Genomic DNA, 19,221 nt, shown 5'->3' with positions numbered 1-19,221 from the left:
GGCTGGGCGGTATCGGTCATCGGGTCTCTCCGGATCGGTGGGGCACGGGCGGCAGGGGGCGGTCGTCGGTCAGCACGGCGGGGCGCTCCCCCAGTTCTCGGTGTAGGTCTGGCCCTTGTAGGTGAACTGGAAGTTCTGGCCCAGGTCGCCGGCGGTGTTGCGGGCCGCCCACGCGTTGGAGGCCGCCGAGCCGGTCCCGGGGCTCGTCGTCACCGTCGACTGGAAGTCGGGCCCGAACCGCACGAGCGACGAGTCCGGCGAGCTCGTCCACGTCACGCCGAGGCGGTTGCCCCCGCTGAGCGCCCCGCCGTAGCAGAGGTGGATCGAGAACGGGTTCACGAGCGTCACCGAGGCCGAGGCGCTCGCCGTCTGTCCCGCGCTCGTCTCGGTGATGGTCACGTGGTAGGTCGTGCCGTAGCTGCCGGCGAAGCTCGTGCTGCCCGGCGCCGACACCGCGCCGCCGACCCCGTCGCCCGAGAGCGTGTAGGTGATGGGCTCGGTGCTCGCGCCCGGCCCCCAGTTGTAGACGACGCTCGATCCGCTCTGCGTCGCGCTGATGGTGGGTGCGCGGGGCGTCGGCACGGCGCTGCCCGTCGACGTCTTCGGGGCGCTCTGCAGGCCGCCGCTGTTCTTCGACTGGATCGTGTAGGTGTAGTGCGTGCCGACGTGGCCCGGCAGGGTCACCGTCGCGACCGCTCCCACGTCGCGCTGCGTGCCGTCCGAGAGCACGATGTGGTACCCCGCGATGTCGCGGCCGTTGCCCTGCGCCCCGTCCCAGCTGAGCACCACGTTGCCCGAGCCGTCGGAGGTCGCCGCGATCGTCGCGGTCGTCGGGGCGGAGGGCGCGCCGAACGGCTTCGCCGTCGCGCTCGCGTCGGAGATCTCCCCGTCGCCGAGCGCGTTGTGGGCCGTGACGTGGAAGGTGTAGCCGTCGCCGTTCGTCAGACCGGAGAACCGGTGCGTCGCGTCCGATCCGGGCACCGTCGTCGTCGCGGGGCATCCGGGTCCGGAGCACGCGATCGTGTAATGGTCGATCGGCTCGCCGTTGGTCGCGGGCGGCTGCCACTGCACCGTCACCGCGGAGTCGCCCTCGACGAAGGTGGGCGCCGCGGGCTTGCCCGGCACATCGCGGACCGTGTACTGCAGCCGGCCGGTGACGTCGCGCGACGGGTCCCTCGTCGCATCGCGCACCGTGTACAGCACGCTCACGACGCCGATGAACGACGTGTCGGGCCGGACCGTGATGTCGCCGTCCTTCGTGAACGAGATCGAGGCGCCGGACTGCGCCGCGTTCTCGATCTGCGCGCCGGTCAGCGTGAGCGGCTGGCCGGGGAACGGGTTCGTGTCGTTGCGCAGCACGTTCACCGTGTCGGTCCTGCCGCGCTGGCCCTTGGCGTCGTCCTCGTTCGCCTGGGTGCGCGGGCGGTTCGACGACACGACGCTCACCTGCACCGTGGCCGGCACGGTGAAGCCGCGGTAGTGGATGACCACATGCAGCGTCGCCCGCGCGCCCGGCTGGGTGCCGAGCGGCGCCGAGACACCGAGGCGGGATCCGTCGAGCGTCGCCGTCACGTCGCCGGTCTGGCCGGTGAGGCCCGTGTAGGTGAACTGCCCCTTGTCGACCTTGGGGCTCGGCTGCTCGGTCGCGTCGCGCAGGTCGTGCACCTGCGGCGCCTCGCCGGGCTGCACCTGCACCGTGAGACCGGCGAAGGTCGGCGGCTCGTCGAGCCGGTCGGGGTCGCCGACCGTGATCGGGAAACTGATGAGGTTCTGGTGGCCGTTCGGATCGGTCGCCGAGGTGCCGTCGGTGACCCGGAACGAGATCGTCGTCTGCCCGCGGAACCCGGTGCGCGGCGTGAACCGGATCGCGTCGTCGCCCACCGCGATCGGCGAGCCGTCGGAGTTGGGCGCCTGGATGTCGCCGGTGTCGATCAGGATCGCCTTCTGCTTCGACGGCACGATCAGCAGCTGCGCCAGGGTCCACTGCTTGGGCGTGTTCATGTCGACGTACTGCGGCAGCACCTTCGGGTTCAGGTGGGGCGGCGGCACGACCGCGCCGACCTGCTTCGGCGGCACGACGATGAACGCGGTCGCGGTGAGGTCGTCATCCGGATTCGTGACGGTGTAGGCGACGGCGATGCGACGGTCCGCGGGCCGCACCGTGACCGTCTGGGTCGCCTGGTCGACCGTGCCGAGCCCCGCGTTCGCGCCCGCGAGCGCGATCGTGAGATCTCCGTCGCGGCCGGCGGGGTTCGCGATCGAGCCGGCGAGCTTCACCGGCACGCTCGACTTGTTCACCATCGAGGTGGCCGGCACGTGGATGTCCTCGGCCGTCGGGTAGACCGGCGGCGCGTCGGGCGTGACCTTCACCTGCACGAAGGCGGTGTCCTGGCCGCCGTGCCCGTTGCCGATCGCGTAGCGCAGCGAGTACGTTCCGGTCGTCTTCGGCGCGACGATGACGATCTTCGCGTGATCGACGGTCGCGCTCAGGTGGCTGTCGACGGCGCTGATGCCGGTGAGCGAGAGCGGGTACCCGCTCGGGTCGGAATCGTTGAGCAGCGGCTGCACGGTCGCGGTGCGGCCGGGCTTCATCGTGACGGCGTCGTCCACGGCGTTCGGCGCGCCGGCGGTGTCGGGGCGCGGGATGACGGCGATGTCGATCGTGCCGATGCCCTTGTGCCCGTACGGATCCTCGACCGTGTAGGTGAACTCGTCCGTGCCCGCGGCGGTGTCGAAGGCGCGGTACTCGAATCCGGTCGTCGAGCCGCCGGTGATCGTGCCCAGCTGCGGGGGGCTCTGCACGCCGTCGATGACGACCGAGTCGCCGTCGGGGTCGACCCCGTCCAGCGGCACGGTGATCGGCACCTCGGCGCCGGCGAAGACGCGCGCGATCAGGGGCGCCGGTGCCGGGTCCTGGTCGGTCTTGGCATCCGGAGCCGTCACGATGAACGCGACCCGCGCCGTCGCCGTCTCGCCGTACTGATCGGTGACGCGGTAGACGACGCTGTACTCCCCGGGGGTCGTGCCCGCCTGGTAGCGCACCTTGCCGTCGCCGACGAACGCGAGCCCGTCGCCCTTGTCGCTCGTGTCGACCAGGTCGGGCTCGAGGATCAGCTGCGCCTGATCGGGGTGGAAGTCGTTCGCGAGCACGTCGGCGCTCACGATGTCGCCGGCCCGCACGAGCACCTTGTCGTCGACGGCCACGGGCGGCTGGCGATTGACGATCGGCGGCACCGGCACGATCGTGACGCCGGCGGTCGAGGTCTGCTCGCCGTCCGAGACCGTGTAGCGGAACTGCGTCTGCGTCGCGAGCGCGGCCGAGCTGGAGATGCGGATGACCGCGTTGCTCAGCACCTCCACGCTCACGGCCGGGTCGGTCTGCGAGGTGTCGACGGACTGCACCGCGAGCACCTTGCCGTCGGGTGAGACGTCGTTGAGCAGCACCTTGACGCTCGTCGGCTGCCCGGCGCGCAGGAAGGCGGTGTCCTTGACCGCGATCGGCGGCGAGGGGTGGTCGGGGTCGGGCAGCACGTCGACCCGCACGAGCCCGACGCTCGAGGCCGCGCCGTCGGCCAGCTGGTACTTGAAGTAGTACGTGCCGACGGTGGCCGAGGTGAAGCTGATGGTGCCCTTCTGCAGGTTGGGCACGACCTGCACCCCGCCGGGCGTCTCGCTGACCCCGAGCAGATCGAGCGCGCCGCCGTCGGGCGAGACGTCGTTGACCAGCGGCGAGATCTCGATCTGCTTGCCCCGGAACGCCTGGGCGAAGTCGGGCGTGCCCACCGGGCCGAGCTTGCCGGCCGGCTGCACGTCGACCTCGAGCGTGCCCTTGGTCTGGAGCCGTCCGTCGCTCACGACGAACTGCACCTCCTTGGCGCCGGTCTGGCCGCCGAGGCTCTGGAAGGTGAGGAAGCCGTCGGGGGTGAACCGCACCTGGTCGGAGCTGGTCGGCGTGGCGGAGTCGAGGTAGATGTCGTCGCCGTCCGGGTCGCGCCAGTCGGCCAGCACGTTGTAGCTGATCGTGCCGCCCGTCTCGACGCTGATCGCCGCGTCGCGCACCGCGACCGGCGCCGTGTTCACGGTCTCCGGCACGATCCGCAGCGTCACAGCGGCCTCGGCCACCCCGCCGCGGCCATCATCGACCGTGTAATGGAACGACGCCGCGCTCGCCCCCGCCGCGGGCGTGAACTGCAGCGCCCGGCCGCTGTCGATCACGTCGATCTCGCCCTGCGTGGCGGGGATCGGGGTGAAGCGCGGGATCGTCAGCACGTCGCCGTCGGGGTCGGTGTCGTTGTCGAGAACCGCGAGCACGGTCGTGCGTCCGGGCCGGACGCCGAGATCGTCGTCGCGCGCGACGGGCGGGCGGTTGATCGCGCTGCGCTGGGCGAGCGTGTCCTGGAACGACTGCGTGCTGGCCTTGTGATGGCCCTTGTCGCTGTCGTCCTGCTGGGGCGGCGTGACCTGCTGCCAGTTGTCGACGAGCCGCATCTGATCGTCGAGCAGCCAGACGTTGCCGGTGTCGAGATCATTGAGCGCGACCACGTCGCGATTGACCCGGAACTCGAGACGCTTGCCCTGCGTCGCCTGATCGATGTCCTCGGCGCGCGGCTTCGCGCCGTCGCAGGCGAGCAGGTAGCGCTGCGCGCCCGCCCAGGCGCCGTGGACGCATCCCGCGACGACGACCGGCCGGGTGATCCCGCTCGGGTCGCCGACCGGACGCGCGAGCTTCGCCGAGACGCTGCGCACGGATCCGTCGCCCAGCTGCGCGATGAGCAGCCGGTCGCCGCTCGCGAGGGCGACCTCGTCGGAGTCGCCGGTCAGCTGCAGCTGCTGCGCCGCGACAGGCAGCAGGATGGTCGTGCCGTCGTCGCGCTCGAGGCTGCGGCTGCCCGGCGCGAACACGACCGCCCGGTCGCCGGCCGGGGCGAGCTGGGCGTTCCTCGGCACCGCGATGCCGCGCTGGGTGGCCGGGCCACCGGGTGTGTCGATGCGGAAGATCTCCTGGTCCTTCGGGCTGATCGCGACGACCGCTCCGGATGCCGTCACGACGGCCTGCCCGCCCGCGCCGAGCTTGAGGGCCGGCCGCTGCGACGGGTCGAAGGTCAGCCCGTTCGCCACGTCGATCGCCCAGAGCCTGCCGTCGGGCGAGGTGATCGCGAGGGTGTCGCCGCCCAGCGCGACGTGGGACCCGGCCGGCATCTTGGCGGGCTCCACGAGCTCGGTGTAGGCGGGATCGATGCGCGAGATGTCGCCCCGGCTCGGATCGAACAGGAACACGCTCGAGCCGTTCTGGGCGACATCCAGGTCCGACGAGGCGCCGCTCACGGCGCCGTCGAGCTCCTCGATCTGCCGGTCGAGACGCCCGCCCTGCAGCGAATGGCCGTTGGTGACCCACACGTCCTTCGCGTCGAGCGTGACGTCGGTGACCGGGAAGCCCTGATGCATGACCGCGAACGCGATGGGGATCGCGGCGAGGCCCGCGACCACGATCCCGGACCAGACGCCCCTCTTGTGGCGGACGACGGACTTGACGAGCGACACGCCGCCGACCTCCGAATGCCTCCGCCGATGGCCCCCGATGGGTGGTCGCCGCGGGGCCGACTCACCGTAACATGAGCGATTCACGCGTGACGCGGTCGATCCTCAGGCTCAGGGCCGGGTGCAGATCCTCTCGGGCGCCGAGGTGCGGCCGGAGCGCCCGAGCGCGACGTCGATGCAGACCCGGCTGCCGGGCACCACGCCGGTCACGACGACGCGGGTGTGGGGCGTCACCTGCCGGTCGTCGGGCGACTCGGAGCGGGCCCAGTAGTAGACGTCGCCCTTCTCGGGCGAGGGGTTGGTCCAGGTGAAGGTGACCTCCGTGCCGTCGGGCGAGACCGCGGCCGCGCCCTTCGTGGGCTGAGGAAGTCCGGGGCCGATCGCGGAGCCGCCCGTCGGCGAGCTGCCGGGTCCCGCGGCGGTCTCGTGCGGGAGCCCCGCGATCAGCACGGCGACGACGACGGCGCCCACGGCGAGGACGGCGAGGATTCCGACGACGATCCCGACGATGCGCGCGCGGCGCCGCGGGAGGTCCGCCACCCCCGACGGCGCGGGTGCCGCGGGCGCAACGGCCGTCGGAGGCGGCGCGGGCGGCGTGGATGGTGCGGGCGGTGCGGCGGGCTGCGCGATCACGGTCGGCATCGCGCGCACCCGGGTGGCGTTCTCGTCGCCGTCGCCACCGTCGTCATCCGGATCGCTGCGCCGCGAGGGAGCCTCCGCGCCCGGCAGCTCGATGCCGGTCGGGGCGTAGCCGAGCTCGAGCTCGACGCGCTGCAGCGCCCGGGCGAGTTCGAGGGCGCTCGGCCAGCGATCCTCGCGACGGGGCGCCATGCCCCGGGCGAGCGCGGCGAGCAGCGAGACCGGCACGTCGGTGCGCGACATGGGCGTGACCTCGCCGCGCTCGATGCGCGAGATGAGGTCGAGCTGGCCGTTCGGGCCGCCGCGGATCTCGAACGGCGTCCGGCCGGCGAGCACCGTGTAGAGCGTCGCGGCGAGCGAGAACACGTCCGAGCGCACATCCGGGTCCGGCACGTCGACGAACATCTCGGGCGGCGACCACGGAACGCTGAGCCCGATCGTGCCCGTGCCCCCGGTCGCGTCGAAGCCTCCGCCCGCCACGGAACCGGCACCGGCCGGCCCGACCGTTCCCGCGCCGGCGCCGCCGGGTCCGAACGCCGTCGCGATCCCGAAGTCGGTCAGGGCCGGCCAGCCGTAGTCGTTGGTGAGCACGTTCGCGGGCTTGATGTCGCGGTGCAGGATGCCGGCGCCGTGCAGCGTCGCGACGGCCCCCGCGATCCGGATGCCGGTGCGCAGCGTGTCGGCGATCGACAGCGGCTGCCGCTTGTACCGCTCGGCGAGGCTCGGGCGCGAGCAGTACTCCATGACGAGATAGGGACGCCCGTCGCGAGCGATCCCGGCCTGATGGATGGTGACGATGTAGGGGTGCGTCGAGAGCGCCGCCATGAGGTTGGCCTCGCGCACGAACGCGGTGCGCACGGCATCGGTGAGCACCCCCGTGAGCACCTTCACGGCGACCTGTCGCCGCGGCAGCTCCTGCTGATAGAGGAACACGTCGGAGAACCCGCCGAGCCCGAGCACCCGGACGGCCGTGTAGCCGTCGAGCTCGGGAGGGGCGGCGGGGTCGCGCTGCACCCGGTCAGGGTAGCGGAGCAGTCCGGATGCCACCCCCGGCCGAGCGCCTACGTTCACATCAGGCGGGCACGTGCTATCGCGCCAGAATGATGCGAACGTAGGCGCTCACGGGCTGCGGCGCTCACCGGGTTGGGGCGCTCACGGGGCTGGGGCGCTCACGGGGTTGGGGCGTCACTCTGTCGCCGCGCGAGCACCCGCATCCGGACCACCGATGCGACGACCGCGAGCGCCATCGCGAGCACGATGACCCCGAGCGAGACGACGGTCGGGATCTCGGGCGCCCACGCGAAGCCGCGCCCGCCGTTCAGGAACGGCAGCTCGTTCTCGTGCAGCGCGTGCAGGAAGAGCTTGACCCCGATGAACGCCAGCACGACCGCGATGCCGTATTTGAGGTACACGAGCCGCTCGACGAGGCCGCCGAGCAGGAAGTAGAGCTGCCGCAGCCCCATGAGCGCGAACACGTTCGCGGCGAAGACGAGGAACGGGTCCTGCGTGATCCCGAAGATGGCCGGGATCGAATCGAGAGCGAAGACCAGGTCGGTCGTGCCGAGCGCGATGAACACGATCAGGGCGGGGGTGAACATCCGGCGCCCGTCGATGCGGGTGCGCAGCCGCGCGCCCTCGAAGCGCTCCGTGACCGGGATGCGCCGCCGGAGCCAGCGGATCAGCCGGCCCTCGCTCTCCTTCTCGTCCTCGTGGCCGGTGACCGCCTGGCTGATCGCCGTGTACACGAGGAACAGGCCGAAGAGATAGAAGATCCAGCTGAAGTGCTCGATGAGCTGCGCGCCGACCAGGATGAAGATGCCCCGGAACACCAGCGCCAGCACGATGCCGACCATCAGGATCTCCTGCTGGTACCGGCGCGGCACCGCGAAGCGGCTCATGATCAGGAGGAAGACGAACAGGTTGTCGACCGAGAGGCTGTACTCGGTCAGCCATCCTGCGACGAACTGGCCGGCCTGCTCCGCGTCGCCGATCGCCCAGAGCACCGCCGCGAACACGAGCGCGGCCGCGACGTAGGCGCCGATCCAGAGCGCCGACTCGCGCGTGGACGGGATGTGCGGGCGCCGAAAGGCGAGGAACACGTCGACGGCGAGCACGAGCAGCAGCACGACCAGCGCGCCGACCTCGAACCACCACGGGATCTGCATGGGAGGACCTTTCGGGAACGTCGAACGACCCGAACGTCTCTCCCGCGTCCGCCCTGCCGGGCGGCCGATCGCGACCGGGATGACGCCTTCGGCACCCGTGATGACGGCCGCGACGAGGTGGGATACTCCCCTTCGCTGCGCGTCAGTCTAGGGGGCGCTGTATGTAGGACCCCGGTCGCGGCCCGACTGTGGACAAGCGCGTGACGACGGCCGCCCATCCGCCGGTGGTTGCATCGCGCGGAGGGCGGCCGTCGGGTGTCGGGCATTCCCTGGCTGCCCTGCGAGGGGATCCGTGGTGAGCGGACCCTCGTCCCCCCTATGTAGATGCCACGCTACGACGGTCCCCGCGTCGCCGCCGACCCCCGAAGAGGGGCGATCGCGATGAGGGATCTCTCAGGCGCTGACGGGAGCGACGAGCGTCGGGTCGGCGGGGTCGACGGTGCGCGAGTTGTTGACGCGGCGGTCGACCTCGTACTCGGTCACCTCGCGCGCCATCCGCTCGGAGGCGGTCGTGATGCGGACGATCGTCTCGTCCATGGCGGGGGCGTCGAGGGGGGCGGGGTTGAGCCAGTCGGCCCAGTCGTCCGCCGGGAGGAAGACGGGCATCCGGTCGTGGACCGCGCCGGAGGTGTCGCGCGCCTCGCGCGTCACGATCGCGGTCGACACGATCCACTCGTCGTCGACCTTGCGCACCGCGACGATGCCGGCCGCCGCGAGCAGGTCGTCGGGGCCGTGCAGGAAGTGCGGGATCTTGAGCCCGTCGCGCTCGGACCACTCGTAGTAGCCCCGCATCGGCACGAGGCAGCGCGAGCTCGCGAACGCGCGCTTCCACAGCCCGTTGGTCGCGAGCGTCTCGATGCGCGCGTTGAAGTTCGGGCGCTTCGAGTCCTTCAGAAACGCGGGGTGGAAGTCCCACACGGCGGGCTCGACGGTGCGGGTGACCTCACCGGAGTCCTTGTCGCGGCGCTCGCGCACGATCGGCACGGTGTCGGTGGGCGCGATCGAATACGAGACGCTCCAGTCGCGGTAGTCGTTGCCGTCGAGCACGAACTCCTCGATGAGGTCGTTCGTCTCCTTGTCCATCGCGAACCGGCCGCACATGCGGCCATTGTCGCGCGGACCGCCGACGTGCGCGGGGTGGGCCGCGTCGTCAGTCGCGGAAGAACTCGGACGCCCGCCGGGTCCAGAGCAGGATGATGCCGATCAGCGCGAGAACACCCGACACGACGCCGCTCCACACGTTGCCGGAGCCCAGATTCTGCACGATGGCGAAGATCGCGAACGCCAGGTCGAGCACGAGCACGACGGTCGTGATGCCGCGGGCGATCTGCCCGCCGCGCAGCAGGCTGATGCCGACGAGGATCGTCAGGATGCCGAGCACGAGCGGGATGATCGGCAGGAACGCCAGCAGCGGAACGCCGGCGAGCGCGACGCCGGCCAATCCGAGCACCCCGGCGAGGATCTCGAGGACGCCGTTGATCACCACGAGGACCGCGACGAGCGTCACGCCTCCGGGTCGCCTGCCTGCCATCGGGCACCCCTTTCGCCGGGGTACGGATCCGGCTCAGCGCCCAAGCTAGCGGCGTCGTATCCGCCGCGCGAGGCCGGCCTGCATCACGACCGCTCCTTCTCCGACCCGCCGGATGCCTCCCCGCGCCGAGTCAGCAGGATGCCGATCACCCCGCCGATCGCCGCGAGCGCGATCGAGACGGGCACGAACAACAGGGTCCAGAGCCCGTCCGTCCCGCCCGGGAGCGTGATCGCCGTGGGAAGCATGCCGCGACCCTACGCCCCTGGCGCGAGCGGGTTAGCCTCGGAGCCATGGCCGACGACACCCCCATCTCGTACGAAGCCCTGCGGCCCGGCACCCGCGTCGTCTCGGCGCACGGCGCCGAGCTCGGCACGGTCGCCCACGTGCTCGCCGACGACCACCTCGACTTCTTCGACGGCATCGTGCTGCACACGCCGCACGGCATCCGGTTCGTCGGCCGCGACAGCATCGACGCGATCACCGCCGCGAAGGTCACCACGACGATCGCGGACGACGACGCGGCCCACCTCCCGAAACCCGACGGCGAGCCGATCTACGAGGTCGAGGCGCTCCAGGCGACCGGCACGTCGCTGACCGCGCGTCTCGCGCGGCTGTTCGGCCGCGAGCACTGGACCCGCACGGAGTAGCCGCCGCTACTGCGCGAGCTCGGCCGGCGGCGCCTCGGGATCCGGGGGCGCGATCGCGCGATGCCAGGTCACGAGGAACGCCCCGCCGACGACGAGCACGAACCCCACGATCGTCCACACCGTGACCAGCTCGTGCAGCACGAGGGCCCCCGCGATGATCGCCACGGCCGGATTCACGTAGGTGATCGTCGTCATCCGCACCGGCCCGATCTCGCCGACGAGCGCGAACATGATGAGGAACGCGACCGCGCTGCACACCACGCCCAGCAGGATGATGCTCACGACGACGGGCGGCGACGGCAGTTGCGCCGGGAAGCCGCCGGTCAGCGCCACGACGGGCAGGTACACGATCGCGGTGAGGGTGAGCGAGACGCTCACGACGCCGAGGCCGGGCAGGTCCGACATCCACTTGGACAGGATCGCCGGGCCGAACGCGTAGCCGACGACCGTGACGACGATCTCGAGCACGCCCACCAGGTCGGAGCCCGCGACGTCGAGCCCGACGAGCGCCGCGACGCCGAGCATGCCGACCAGGATGCCGAGCCAGTTGAGCAGGGTGAGCCGCGCCGGTCGCCCGAACAGGAAGGCGACGCCGACCCCCACGAGCGGCACGGCGGCCAGCAGCAGCCCGGATGTCGAGCTCGGCAGTCGCTGCTCCGCCGCGCTGAGGAAGAACCACGGAAGCACGATCTCGAGGGCCGTGTAGGCCAGCAGCGGCCGCCAGCGCTTCAGCACGACCAGCACCTGCCGCCGGGCGAAGGCGAGCGGCAGCAGGAAGAGGGCGCCGATGGCGGTGCGGCCGAGCACGACCATCGCCGGATCGAGTTCGCCGACCGAGATCTTGATGAGCAGATACGGGATGCCCCACGCGATCCCGAGGGCGGCGAACAGGACGATGCCGCGGCGGGTCACCGGCTCAGCGTAGGGCCGGCCGGCGACACCGCGCCGAGTCGTCGGATCGGTGAGGGTGCGAACCCTCAGCACGGCATCCGGATCGGCGGGCGACGCCGATCACAGAACAAGCCCGGCAGAACCGGGCTTGTCAGGGAAGTGGTGACCCCAGCGGGATTCGAACCCGCGTTACCGCCGTGAGAGGGCGGCGTACTAGGCCACTATACGATGGGGCCGTCACGACAACTCGACCGAGTATACAGGTCGCGCGGGCCGCTCAGGCCAGCACCCGGAGGGCCCCCGGCACGAGCTCGATGTCGACCGGCGTCGGCCCCAGCCGCTCGCCGTCGCCGTACGCGATGATGCCCGGAGCCTCGATCCGGATGCGGCGCGCGCGCTCCATCCGCACGACCGGCAGCGTCGTGTGGCGGCCCGAGAACACCTTCGGGAACAGCCGCAGGAACTTCACCCTCGTCAGCGGCTGCACGATCATCACGTCGAGCAGGCCGTCGTCCAGCAGCGCGTCGGGCGTCACCTTCATGCCGCCGCCGAGGGAGACGCCGTTGCCCAGGGAGACGAGCGAGCCGTCGGTCTCGATCACGCGGCCGTCGAGCGTCAGCCGGTACGGAATCGGCTTCAGCCGGGCGAGCTCGACGAGGATCGAGATCGTGTAGCGGCTCGGACCCTTCGGGTGGTGCATCGTGTTCGCACGCTCGTTGACGATCGCGTCGAAGCCGGCGCTGATCGCGCACGCCACCCAGCGCTCGTCGGGGATGCCATCCGGGTCGGTCCAGCGCACCCTGGCGGCGTCGATGGTGCGGGGATCGCGGCTCAGCGCGTCGCCGAGCGCACGGATCGCGGCCTCGGCGTTCTCGTACGGGATGCCGAGCGAGCGCGCCATGTCGTTGCCGGTCCCGGCGGGCACGATCCCGAGCGGCACCCGCTTGCCCGCGAGGATGTTGACGCCGAGGTGCACCATCCCGTCGCCGCCCACGACGACGAGAGCGTCCGGGCGCTTCGCGACGGCCGCCCGGGCCGACGCCGCGAGCGACTCCCAGTCCGGTTCCTGCAGCGAGGTGACCTCGTGCCCCGACGCGCGGAGCGTCTGCACGAGGGCCGGACCGACCTCCCGGCGCTTGCCGAACGATGCCGAGGGATTGATGGCGACGACGACCCGTTTCGGCTTCGTCGTCGGCATGGCACGAGTATGGAGCACGTGGACCGCCCGCCGCTCCCCCTGCGGATCCGCCGCACCGCGGCCTCCGTCGCGGGGGCGCCCGCCGTGATCGAGGTGCTCGGCCTCGGCGGGGTGCTCGCGCAACCCGGTGGGCGGACGCTGCGCGCGGCCCGGGCACCCGGCACGGCGGTCGCGCGCGCCTGGACCTGGGATGCCGCCGACCGCTGGTCGCGGGTGTGGTGGCCGCAGGGCGTGGCGCTCGGCGAGCACCACGGCGCCCCCGTCGCGCTCGTGAGCTGGTTCGCGCAGGAGCGGCGCGGCATCCGGCGCGGCGCACGCGTGAGCGTCGTCGACCTGCGCGATGCGCGTCGACCGCGCTACCGGCACGTGCTGCTCGTCGCGATCGGCGCGGACGGCGCGCTCGAGACGGTGCCGATCCACGCGGGCGGGATCGCGTGGCTGCCCGGCGCGGACGGCGGGCTCCTCTACGCCGCCGCCACGTTCGGCGGCATCCGGGAGTTCCGGCTCGCCGACCTGGCCCGCGCGCACGGGCCGTTCGAGCACGGCCTCGTGCTGCCGCAGTCGGCCGAGCTCATCGCGCAGGGCGAGCGGCACGAACGGCTGCGCTACTCATTCGTCTCCGCCGTCGAGGGGGCCCGCGAGCTCGTCGCCGGCGAGTACCGCCCCGACGACCGCGGCCGGATCGCCCGGCTGCGCGTGGGCGAGGAGCACGCCGAGATCGTGGACGTCGTCACGCCCGGCATCGCGGCGATGCAGGGCGTCGCACTCCGGGACGGCATGTGGTCGGTGAGCTCCGGCAACGGCCCGAACGCGCGCGGCGACCTGTGGCACGGCCCGCGCGACGCCCTCGTGCGCCGCGCGGGCGCACTGCCGCCCGGCCCCGAGGACCTCGCGCTCGACGCCCGTGGCCGGCTCTGGGGCGCCAGCGAGTTCCCGCGCAAGCGCTGGCTCTACGAACTCGGCCTTCGCGACGACTGACGGCCGAGACGGCCGTCAGCGCTGGCGCCGCCGCGGCGGCCAGAAATGGCCCCCGCTCTGAGCGAAGCGCGCGCGCAGCAGCTGCGCGTTGAGCGCCACCACGATCGTCGACACCGACATCACGGCGGCCCCGACCGCGGGCGGCATGACGAACCCGACGCCCGCGAGCACCCCCGCCGCGAGCGGGATGCCGAGCACGTTGTACCCGGTCGCCCACGCGAGGTTCTGCTGCATCTTGCGGTACGCGGCGCGGCTGAGCGCGACCGTGTCGAGCACGGCGCGCGGGTCGTCGGACGCGAGCACGACCCCCGCCGACGCGATCGCCACATCGGTGCCGGCGCCGATCGCGATCCCGACGTCGGCCCGCGCGAGGGCCGGGGCATCGTTCACCCCGTCGCCGACCATGGCGACCTTCGCACCGGCGGACTGCAGACGCGCCACGACGTCGGCCTTCTGCCCCGGCAGCACCTCGGCGTTGACCTCGTCGATCCCCAGCCGGGCTGCGACCGCGTCGGCCACCCGGTGCGCGTCGCCGGTCAGCATCGCGACCCGCATGCCGGCCCGATGCAGCCCGGCGACGGCGTCGGCGGACTCGGGGCGCACGGCGTCGCCGAGCGCGAGCACCGCGACGACGCGATCGCCGTCGAGGACGTGCACGAGCGTCGCCCCGTCGGCGCCGAGTTCGCGCGACGCGTGCACGAGCTCGGGGTCGAGCAGGATGCCGCGCTCGGTCGCGACCCGCGGCCCGGCGACCGCGACCACCCGGCCGTCGATCGTGGCCTCGGCTCCGCGGCCCTCGAGCGCCCGGAACCCGCTCGATCGCGGCACCCGCACCTTCCGCTCGAGCGCCGCGGCCTCGATCGCGCGGGCGAGCGGATGCTCCGATCGCCGCTCGACCGCGGCCGCCAGCCCCAGCGCATCCGCCTCGTCCGCGCCGGGCGCCACGGCGATGCCGCGCAGCACGGGGCGCCCCTCGGTGAGCGTGCCGGTCTTGTCGAAGAGCACGACATCCACCGACCGCGCCGTCTCGAGCGCCTCGCGGGAGCGCACCAGGATGCCGCGGCGCGCCCCGATCGCGGTCGTCAGCTGCACCACGAGCGGGATCGCGAGCCCCAGCGCGTGCGGGCACGCGATGACGAGCACGGTCACGACGCGCTCGAGCACGAACGCCGGGTCCTCCGGACGCAGCAGCGCCCACACGACGAGGGTGACGAGCGCTGCGCCGAGCGCGACGTAGAACAGGATGGCGGCCGCGCGATCGGCGAGCAGCTGCGCGGGCGAGCGGCTGGCCTGCGCCTCGGAGACCAGCCGCATCACGCCGGCGAGCGCCGTGTCGTCGCCGACCCGGCTGATCCGGACCGTCAGGGCGCCGCCGCGCACGATCGAACCGCCGACGACCGTGTCGCCCGGGCGCTTCGTCACAGCGGCCGACTCCCCCGTGAGGAGCGACTCGTCGGCCTCCGACTCGCCCTCGGTCACCTCGCCGTCGGCGGGCACCGAGCCCCCGGGCCGCACCACCACGAGGTCGCCGACCGCGAGGTCCGCACGGGCGACGCGCGTGCCATCCGGGCGCTCGGCGTCGTCGGGCAGCAGCTTCGCGAGCGCGCCGAGCGCGTTCTGCGCGCCCATGACGGCGCTCATCTCGATCCAGTGACCGAGAAGCATGACGTCGATGAGGGTCGCGAGCTCCCACCAGAAGTCCATGCCCCGCACCCCGAGCAGCACGGCGACCGAGTAGCCGAACGCGACGAGGATCGCGAGCGAGATGAGCGTCATCATGCCGGGCGTGCGCACGCGCAGCTCGGCGATCGCACCGGTCAGGAAGACGCGACCGCCGATCGCGAACACGGCGGCGCCGAAGATCGCGGAGATCCAGATCGAGCCGGCGAAGCGGGGACCCGGCAGGTGCAGGATCTCCTGCAGCCCGGTCGAGAAGACCAGGGTCGGGATCGTCAGCGCGAGGCAGACCCAGAACAGCCGCCGGAACGCGTTCGGGTCGTGGGCGCTGTGGTCGTGACCGCCGTGGCCGTCGTGGGCGGCGTGCTCGTGACCGCTGTGACCCTCGTGCATCTCGTGGTCGTGCTCCGCGTGCGCTGCTTCCGCGAGCGCCCCCGTTTGCATCATCCGAGCGTCTTCGCCCGTGCCGGCGTGATGCGGAGATGGGCGCTCGGGCGCCGCCGCCGTCTCGTGGTCCATCATGCGCTCCTGTTCTGCTGCAGTTCGAACACGGTGAGCAGTTCGTCGACCGCGTCGTCGCGACGCGATCCGCCCTCCTCGAACATCTCGGTCACGTGGGTGCGCAGGTGGTTCTCGACCAGCAGCTTGTTGAGGCTGCGCAGCGACTTCTGCACCGCGAGGGTCTGCGTGATGATGTCGACGCAGTAGGCCTCGTCCTCGATCATGCGCTGGATGCCGCGCAACTGTCCCTCGATGATGCGGGCGCGATGCAGGGCGCGCTTCTTGATGTCGTCGATCACCCGATCAGTCTACATACCCCAGGGGGGTACCGGAATGATGAGCCGATCAATACGTTGGCATGAACATGACGACATTCGGCATCATCGGCGCAGGCAACATCGGCACGGCGGTCGCGACCGCGGTCATCGGACTCGGGCACGAGGTCGTGATCGCGAACTCGCGCGGCCCCGAGACGCTCGCGGAGCTGGTGGCGAAGCTCGGCCCGAAGGCGCGTGCGGCGACCGCACAGGAGGCGGCGGAGGCCGCGGAGGTCGCCGTCGTCTCGGTGCCGCTGCGGGCGATCCACGACATCCCGGTCGAGCCGCTCGCCGGCAAGATCGTGCTCGAGTCCAACAACTACTACCCGCAGCGCGACGGCGTCGTCGACTCCCTCGAGGCGGGCGAGACGACCACGAGCGGCCTGCTGCAGGAGCACCTGCCGACCTCGAAGGTCGTCAAGGCGTTCAATCACATCGGCTCCGCCGACATCACGAGCGACGGAGCCCCGGCCGGAGCGCCGAACCGCCGCGCGCTCGCGCTGGCGAGCGACTTCCCCGACGCGGCGGCATTCGTCGCGAAGCTCTACGACGACCTCGGCTTCGACGCCGTCGACACGAGCCCGCTGAGCGAGTCGTGGCGCGTGGAGCGGGACCGCCCGGCATACGGGGTGCGTCAGAGCAAGCAGGAGCTGGAGGCCAACCTGGCGAGGGCTCCCCGCACGGTCTGACCCGCCGTCCGGCGTTGCCGCGGAGGGCGGCGGGTGTTTATGATTCAGTCGGAATCTAATTCAGGCTGAAAGGAATTCCGATGGGCACCCCGTCGCTCCCCCGCGGCTTCAATCGCAGCGCCGTGCTGTCCGCGCTCATCTCGGCTCGCGAACTCGACCGGCCCCGGCTGGTCAGCGCCACCGGGCTGAGCCAGGCGACCGTCTTCCGGGTCGTCGAGGACCTCGTCGACGAGGGTCTCGTGCTGGAGGGCGACCCGCGCGAACGCTCCGGGCCGGGGCGAACCGCCACCCGGCTGCACCTCAATGCCCGGCAGGCGATCGTCGCCGGCGTCGACCTCGGCGGCACGAACTGCCGCATCGTGCTGGCGGACGCGCTGGGCGGCACCCTCGGCCGGCGGCACCTCATGACGCCCTCCGAGCTGTCCGGGCCGGAGCTCGCCGACTGGCTCGCCGGCCACATCTTCGACCTCGCGGTGCGGCACGGCGGCGGCGTGGAGCTCGGGGCCGTCGCGGTCGGTCTGCCGGGCGCCGTGGCGGGCGACAAGGAGCGCGTGGTCGGCTCCGTCAACCTGCCGCAGATCATCGGCACCGACTTCATCGACGGTCTCGTCGAGGCGACCGGCGTGCCCACCTCGTTCGACAACGACTCCAACCTGGCCCTGCTCGGCGAGCTGCAGTACGGCTCCGGCACCCTGGGCGAGACGGTGGCGCTGCTCGTGCTCGGCACCGGCCTCAGCGCCGCGATCTCGATCGACGGCAGGGTGCTGTCGGGTCGCGACGGCGAGCTCGGCGAGTTCGGGCGCCTGCCGCTGCCGGACTCCCCGCACCGCGTGCGCGACCTCGTCTCGGGCGCGGGACTCGTCGCCTACGCCCGTGAGCAGGGCACGCCCGTCTCGAGCGCGCGCGAGATCTTCGCCGATCCGCGCCGGCACCGCGCGACCGTCGACCGGGTGCATGCGACTCTGCAGCACCTGCTCTCGGTCGTCGCGCTCGCCTACGAACCGCAGTCGATCCTCGTCACGGGCGGCCTCTCCGACTCGTTCGACGACACCCTGCTCGCCCGTCTGGGGGCGCAGGTGGAGGCGAGCGTCGGCGTCCGCGCCTCGGTGCGCCGCTCGAGCCTCGACGACTCGGCCGGCCTGCTCGGCGCGATGTCGCTCGCCCTGTCGAGCCTGTACCTCGAGCTCGGCGTGAACCGCGACGACGTGACGACGATCACGAGCGACGGCGACCACATCCTGCACGTCTTCGAGACCTACGCGCCCGCCCGCGACACGCGGCTCGCGGCGGCCGGATGAGCGGCCTGCTGGTCCGCGGCGCCCACATCGTCACGCCGGACGGCGTGCTCGACGACGGCTGGCTGCTCGCGGGCGACCGCATCGAGGCGCTCGGGATCGGCGCCCCGCCGGATGCCGACGCCGAGGTCGTCGACCTCGCGGGCGGCTGGCTCGTGCCCGGCTTCGTCGACGTGCACTGCCACGGCGGTGGGGGCCGATCGCTGTACGCGGGTGCGCAGGATGACGTGCGGGTCGCCGCGGGCGTGCACCGGGGCGCGGGCACGACCACCCTGCTCGCCTCGATCGGCAGCATGCCCCTGCCCCGGATGCTCGAGGCGGCCCGCGCGATCGCCGCCGTGATCGACGACGGGTCGGCGCCGCAGCTCGCGGGCATCCACTTCGAGGGACCGTTCCTCTCCCCCGCCCGGCGGGGCGCGCACCCGCCGTCGGCGCTGCGCGACCCGGAGGAGACGGTGTTCGCGCACCTGCTCGAGGCCGCCGGCGGATACACCCGTCTCGTGACGATCGCGCCCGAGCTGCCCGGCGCGCTCGAGCTCATCTCCCGGCACGACGAGGTGCGGTTCGCGCTCGGGCACACGGATGCCGACGGCGACGCCTTCGCCGCCGGCATCGACGCCGGCGCCCGTCACGTCACCCACCTCTACAACGCGATGCCGCCCCTCGAGCACCGCCGGCCCGGTCCCGTCGCGCGCGCTCTGCTCGACGAGCGGGTCTCGGTGGAGCTCATCGTCGACGGCATCCACCTCGCACCCGACGCGGTGCGTCTCGCGATCCGCGCCGCCGGGCCGGAGCGCGTGACCTTCGTGACCGACGCGTCAGCCGCCGCGGGGCTGGGCGACGGGCACTACGACGTCGCCGGCCGCGAGATCGACGTGGTCGACGGCGCCGCCCGCCTGACCGGCACCACGACCCTGGCGGGCTCCACGCTCACCCTCGCCGCCGCCGTGGAAAGGGCGGTGTCGCAGCTCGGGGTGCCGATCGCGGACGCGGTGCGCATGGCATCGACGACCCCCGCCGACCGGATGGGCTGGACCGATCGAGGTCGGCTCGTCGCCGGCGCCCGGGCGCATCTGCTCGCCCTGGACGACCGGGGCCGGTTGCTGCGGGTGCTCGCCGCGGGCTGAGCGGCGGACGGTCGCCGGACCCGGCGCG

15 protein-coding genes and 1 tRNA gene are annotated in these 19,221 nt (G+C 72.4%); 5 read left to right on the top strand and 11 right to left on the bottom strand.

Annotated features, from left to right (window positions below; all coding sequences use genetic code 11):
• Positions 1-69: 69 nt before the first annotated feature.
• From ABD285_RS08020 to ABD285_RS07995, 6 genes are all read right to left on the bottom strand, one after another.
• Complete coding sequence (locus tag ABD285_RS08020) at positions 70-5,541, bottom strand: Ig-like domain-containing protein (RefSeq protein WP_344201789.1); 5,472 nt, start codon at positions 5,539-5,541, stop codon at positions 70-72.
• Between the two features lie 108 nt (positions 5,542-5,649).
• A complete protein-coding gene (locus tag ABD285_RS08015) occupies positions 5,650-7,191 on the bottom strand; it encodes a serine/threonine-protein kinase (RefSeq protein WP_344201786.1) in 1,542 nt (513 codons plus the stop codon).
• Positions 7,192-7,346: 155 nt separating this feature from the next.
• Positions 7,347-8,342 (bottom strand): TerC/Alx family metal homeostasis membrane protein, encoded by a 996-nt coding sequence (locus tag ABD285_RS08010; protein WP_284253078.1) that lies wholly within the window; start codon positions 8,340-8,342, stop codon positions 7,347-7,349.
• Positions 8,343-8,735: 393 nt separating this feature from the next.
• The gene (locus ABD285_RS08005; RefSeq protein WP_344201783.1) at positions 8,736-9,443 is read right to left on the bottom strand and encodes an SOS response-associated peptidase; all 708 of its coding nucleotides are present in this window, start codon (positions 9,441-9,443) and stop codon (positions 8,736-8,738) included.
• Positions 9,444-9,492: 49 nt separating this feature from the next.
• Complete coding sequence (locus tag ABD285_RS08000) at positions 9,493-9,873, bottom strand: hypothetical protein (protein ID WP_284253081.1); 381 nt, start codon at positions 9,871-9,873, stop codon at positions 9,493-9,495.
• An 83-nt stretch (positions 9,874-9,956) separates the two neighbouring features.
• Positions 9,957-10,118, bottom strand: a complete 162-nt coding sequence (locus ABD285_RS07995) for a hypothetical protein (protein ID WP_284253083.1) — start codon at positions 10,116-10,118, stop codon at positions 9,957-9,959.
• 45 nt (positions 10,119-10,163) lie between these two features.
• Between ABD285_RS07995 and ABD285_RS07990 the strand changes: the two genes are divergently transcribed.
• Positions 10,164-10,520 (top strand): hypothetical protein, encoded by a 357-nt coding sequence (locus ABD285_RS07990; protein WP_284253084.1) that lies wholly within the window; start codon positions 10,164-10,166, stop codon positions 10,518-10,520.
• 6 nt (positions 10,521-10,526) lie between these two features.
• On the opposite strand, the gene ABD285_RS07985 is transcribed toward ABD285_RS07990, so the two are convergent.
• The 3 genes from ABD285_RS07985 to ABD285_RS07975 all read right to left on the bottom strand — a co-directional run bounded on the left by ABD285_RS07985 (position 10,527) and on the right by ABD285_RS07975 (position 12,609).
• Positions 10,527-11,432, bottom strand: a complete 906-nt coding sequence (locus ABD285_RS07985) for a DMT family transporter (protein WP_344201779.1) — start codon at positions 11,430-11,432, stop codon at positions 10,527-10,529.
• 139 nt (positions 11,433-11,571) lie between these two features.
• A tRNA-Glu gene (locus tag ABD285_RS07980) sits at positions 11,572-11,647 on the bottom strand.
• Between the two features lie 41 nt (positions 11,648-11,688).
• Positions 11,689-12,609, bottom strand: coding sequence for a YegS/Rv2252/BmrU family lipid kinase (locus ABD285_RS07975; RefSeq protein ID WP_284253086.1), 921 nt, complete (start codon positions 12,607-12,609; stop codon positions 11,689-11,691).
• A gap of 18 nt (positions 12,610-12,627) precedes the next feature.
• On the opposite strand from ABD285_RS07975, the gene ABD285_RS07970 reads away from it, so the two are divergent.
• Entirely contained in the window at positions 12,628-13,587 is a 960-nt protein-coding gene (locus tag ABD285_RS07970; protein WP_344201776.1) for a hypothetical protein, read from the top strand.
• Positions 13,588-13,602: 15 nt separating this feature from the next.
• Here the strand turns inward: ABD285_RS07970 and ABD285_RS07965 are convergent, their stop codons facing one another.
• Entirely contained in the window at positions 13,603-15,783 is a 2,181-nt protein-coding gene (locus tag ABD285_RS07965; protein WP_344201773.1) for a copper-translocating P-type ATPase, read from the bottom strand.
• On the bottom strand, positions 15,783-16,064 hold the full coding sequence (locus ABD285_RS07960; RefSeq protein ID WP_284253090.1) for a metal-sensitive transcriptional regulator: 282 nt from the start codon (positions 16,062-16,064) through the stop codon (positions 15,783-15,785). Before ABD285_RS07960 ends, ABD285_RS07965 begins: the two co-directional genes overlap by 1 nt.
• A 65-nt stretch (positions 16,065-16,129) precedes the next feature.
• Between ABD285_RS07960 and ABD285_RS07955 the strand changes: the two genes are divergently transcribed.
• From ABD285_RS07955 to nagA, 3 genes are all read left to right on the top strand, one after another.
• Positions 16,130-16,771 (top strand): NADPH-dependent F420 reductase, encoded by a 642-nt coding sequence (locus ABD285_RS07955; RefSeq protein ID WP_284253091.1) that lies wholly within the window; start codon positions 16,130-16,132, stop codon positions 16,769-16,771.
• Positions 16,772-16,851: 80 nt separating this feature from the next.
• Positions 16,852-18,069: an ROK family transcriptional regulator gene (locus ABD285_RS07950; protein ID WP_284253092.1), complete on the top strand. Its 1,218-nt coding sequence runs from the start codon at positions 16,852-16,854 to the stop codon at positions 18,067-18,069.
• The gene (nagA, locus tag ABD285_RS07945; protein WP_344201768.1) at positions 18,066-19,193 is read left to right on the top strand and encodes an N-acetylglucosamine-6-phosphate deacetylase; all 1,128 of its coding nucleotides are present in this window, start codon (positions 18,066-18,068) and stop codon (positions 19,191-19,193) included. Before ABD285_RS07950 ends, nagA begins: the two co-directional genes overlap by 4 nt.
• Positions 19,194-19,221: the final 28 nt, after the last annotated feature.

Origin of the sequence: Pseudolysinimonas kribbensis, from assembly GCF_039531715.1 — a bacterium.
Lineage (GTDB): Bacteria > Actinomycetota > Actinomycetes > Actinomycetales > Microbacteriaceae > Pseudolysinimonas > Pseudolysinimonas kribbensis.
This window is presented reverse-complemented; position numbering and strand designations above follow the sequence as displayed.

Excerpts from the sequence above, each read along its gene's own strand:
- ABD285_RS08000 (WP_284253081.1), bottom strand. The coding sequence starts at position 9,873 with ATGGCAGGCAGGCGACCCGGAGGCGTGACGCTCGTCGCGGTCCTCGTG.
- ABD285_RS07955 (WP_284253091.1), top strand. The coding sequence starts at position 16,130 with ATGACGACATTCGGCATCATCGGCGCAGGCAACATCGGCACGGCGGTC.
- ABD285_RS08005 (WP_344201783.1), bottom strand. The coding sequence starts at position 9,443 with ATGTGCGGCCGGTTCGCGATGGACAAGGAGACGAACGACCTCATCGAG.
- ABD285_RS07990 (WP_284253084.1), top strand. The coding sequence starts at position 10,164 with ATGGCCGACGACACCCCCATCTCGTACGAAGCCCTGCGGCCCGGCACC.
- nagA (WP_344201768.1), top strand. The coding sequence starts at position 18,066 with ATGAGCGGCCTGCTGGTCCGCGGCGCCCACATCGTCACGCCGGACGGC.
- ABD285_RS07995 (WP_284253083.1), bottom strand. The coding sequence starts at position 10,118 with ATGCTTCCCACGGCGATCACGCTCCCGGGCGGGACGGACGGGCTCTGG.
- ABD285_RS07965 (WP_344201773.1), bottom strand. The coding sequence starts at position 15,783 with ATGGACCACGAGACGGCGGCGGCGCCCGAGCGCCCATCTCCGCATCAC.
- ABD285_RS07975 (WP_284253086.1), bottom strand. The coding sequence starts at position 12,609 with ATGCCGACGACGAAGCCGAAACGGGTCGTCGTCGCCATCAATCCCTCG.
- ABD285_RS08010 (WP_284253078.1), bottom strand. The coding sequence starts at position 8,342 with ATGCAGATCCCGTGGTGGTTCGAGGTCGGCGCGCTGGTCGTGCTGCTG.
- ABD285_RS07950 (WP_284253092.1), top strand. The coding sequence starts at position 16,852 with ATGGGCACCCCGTCGCTCCCCCGCGGCTTCAATCGCAGCGCCGTGCTG.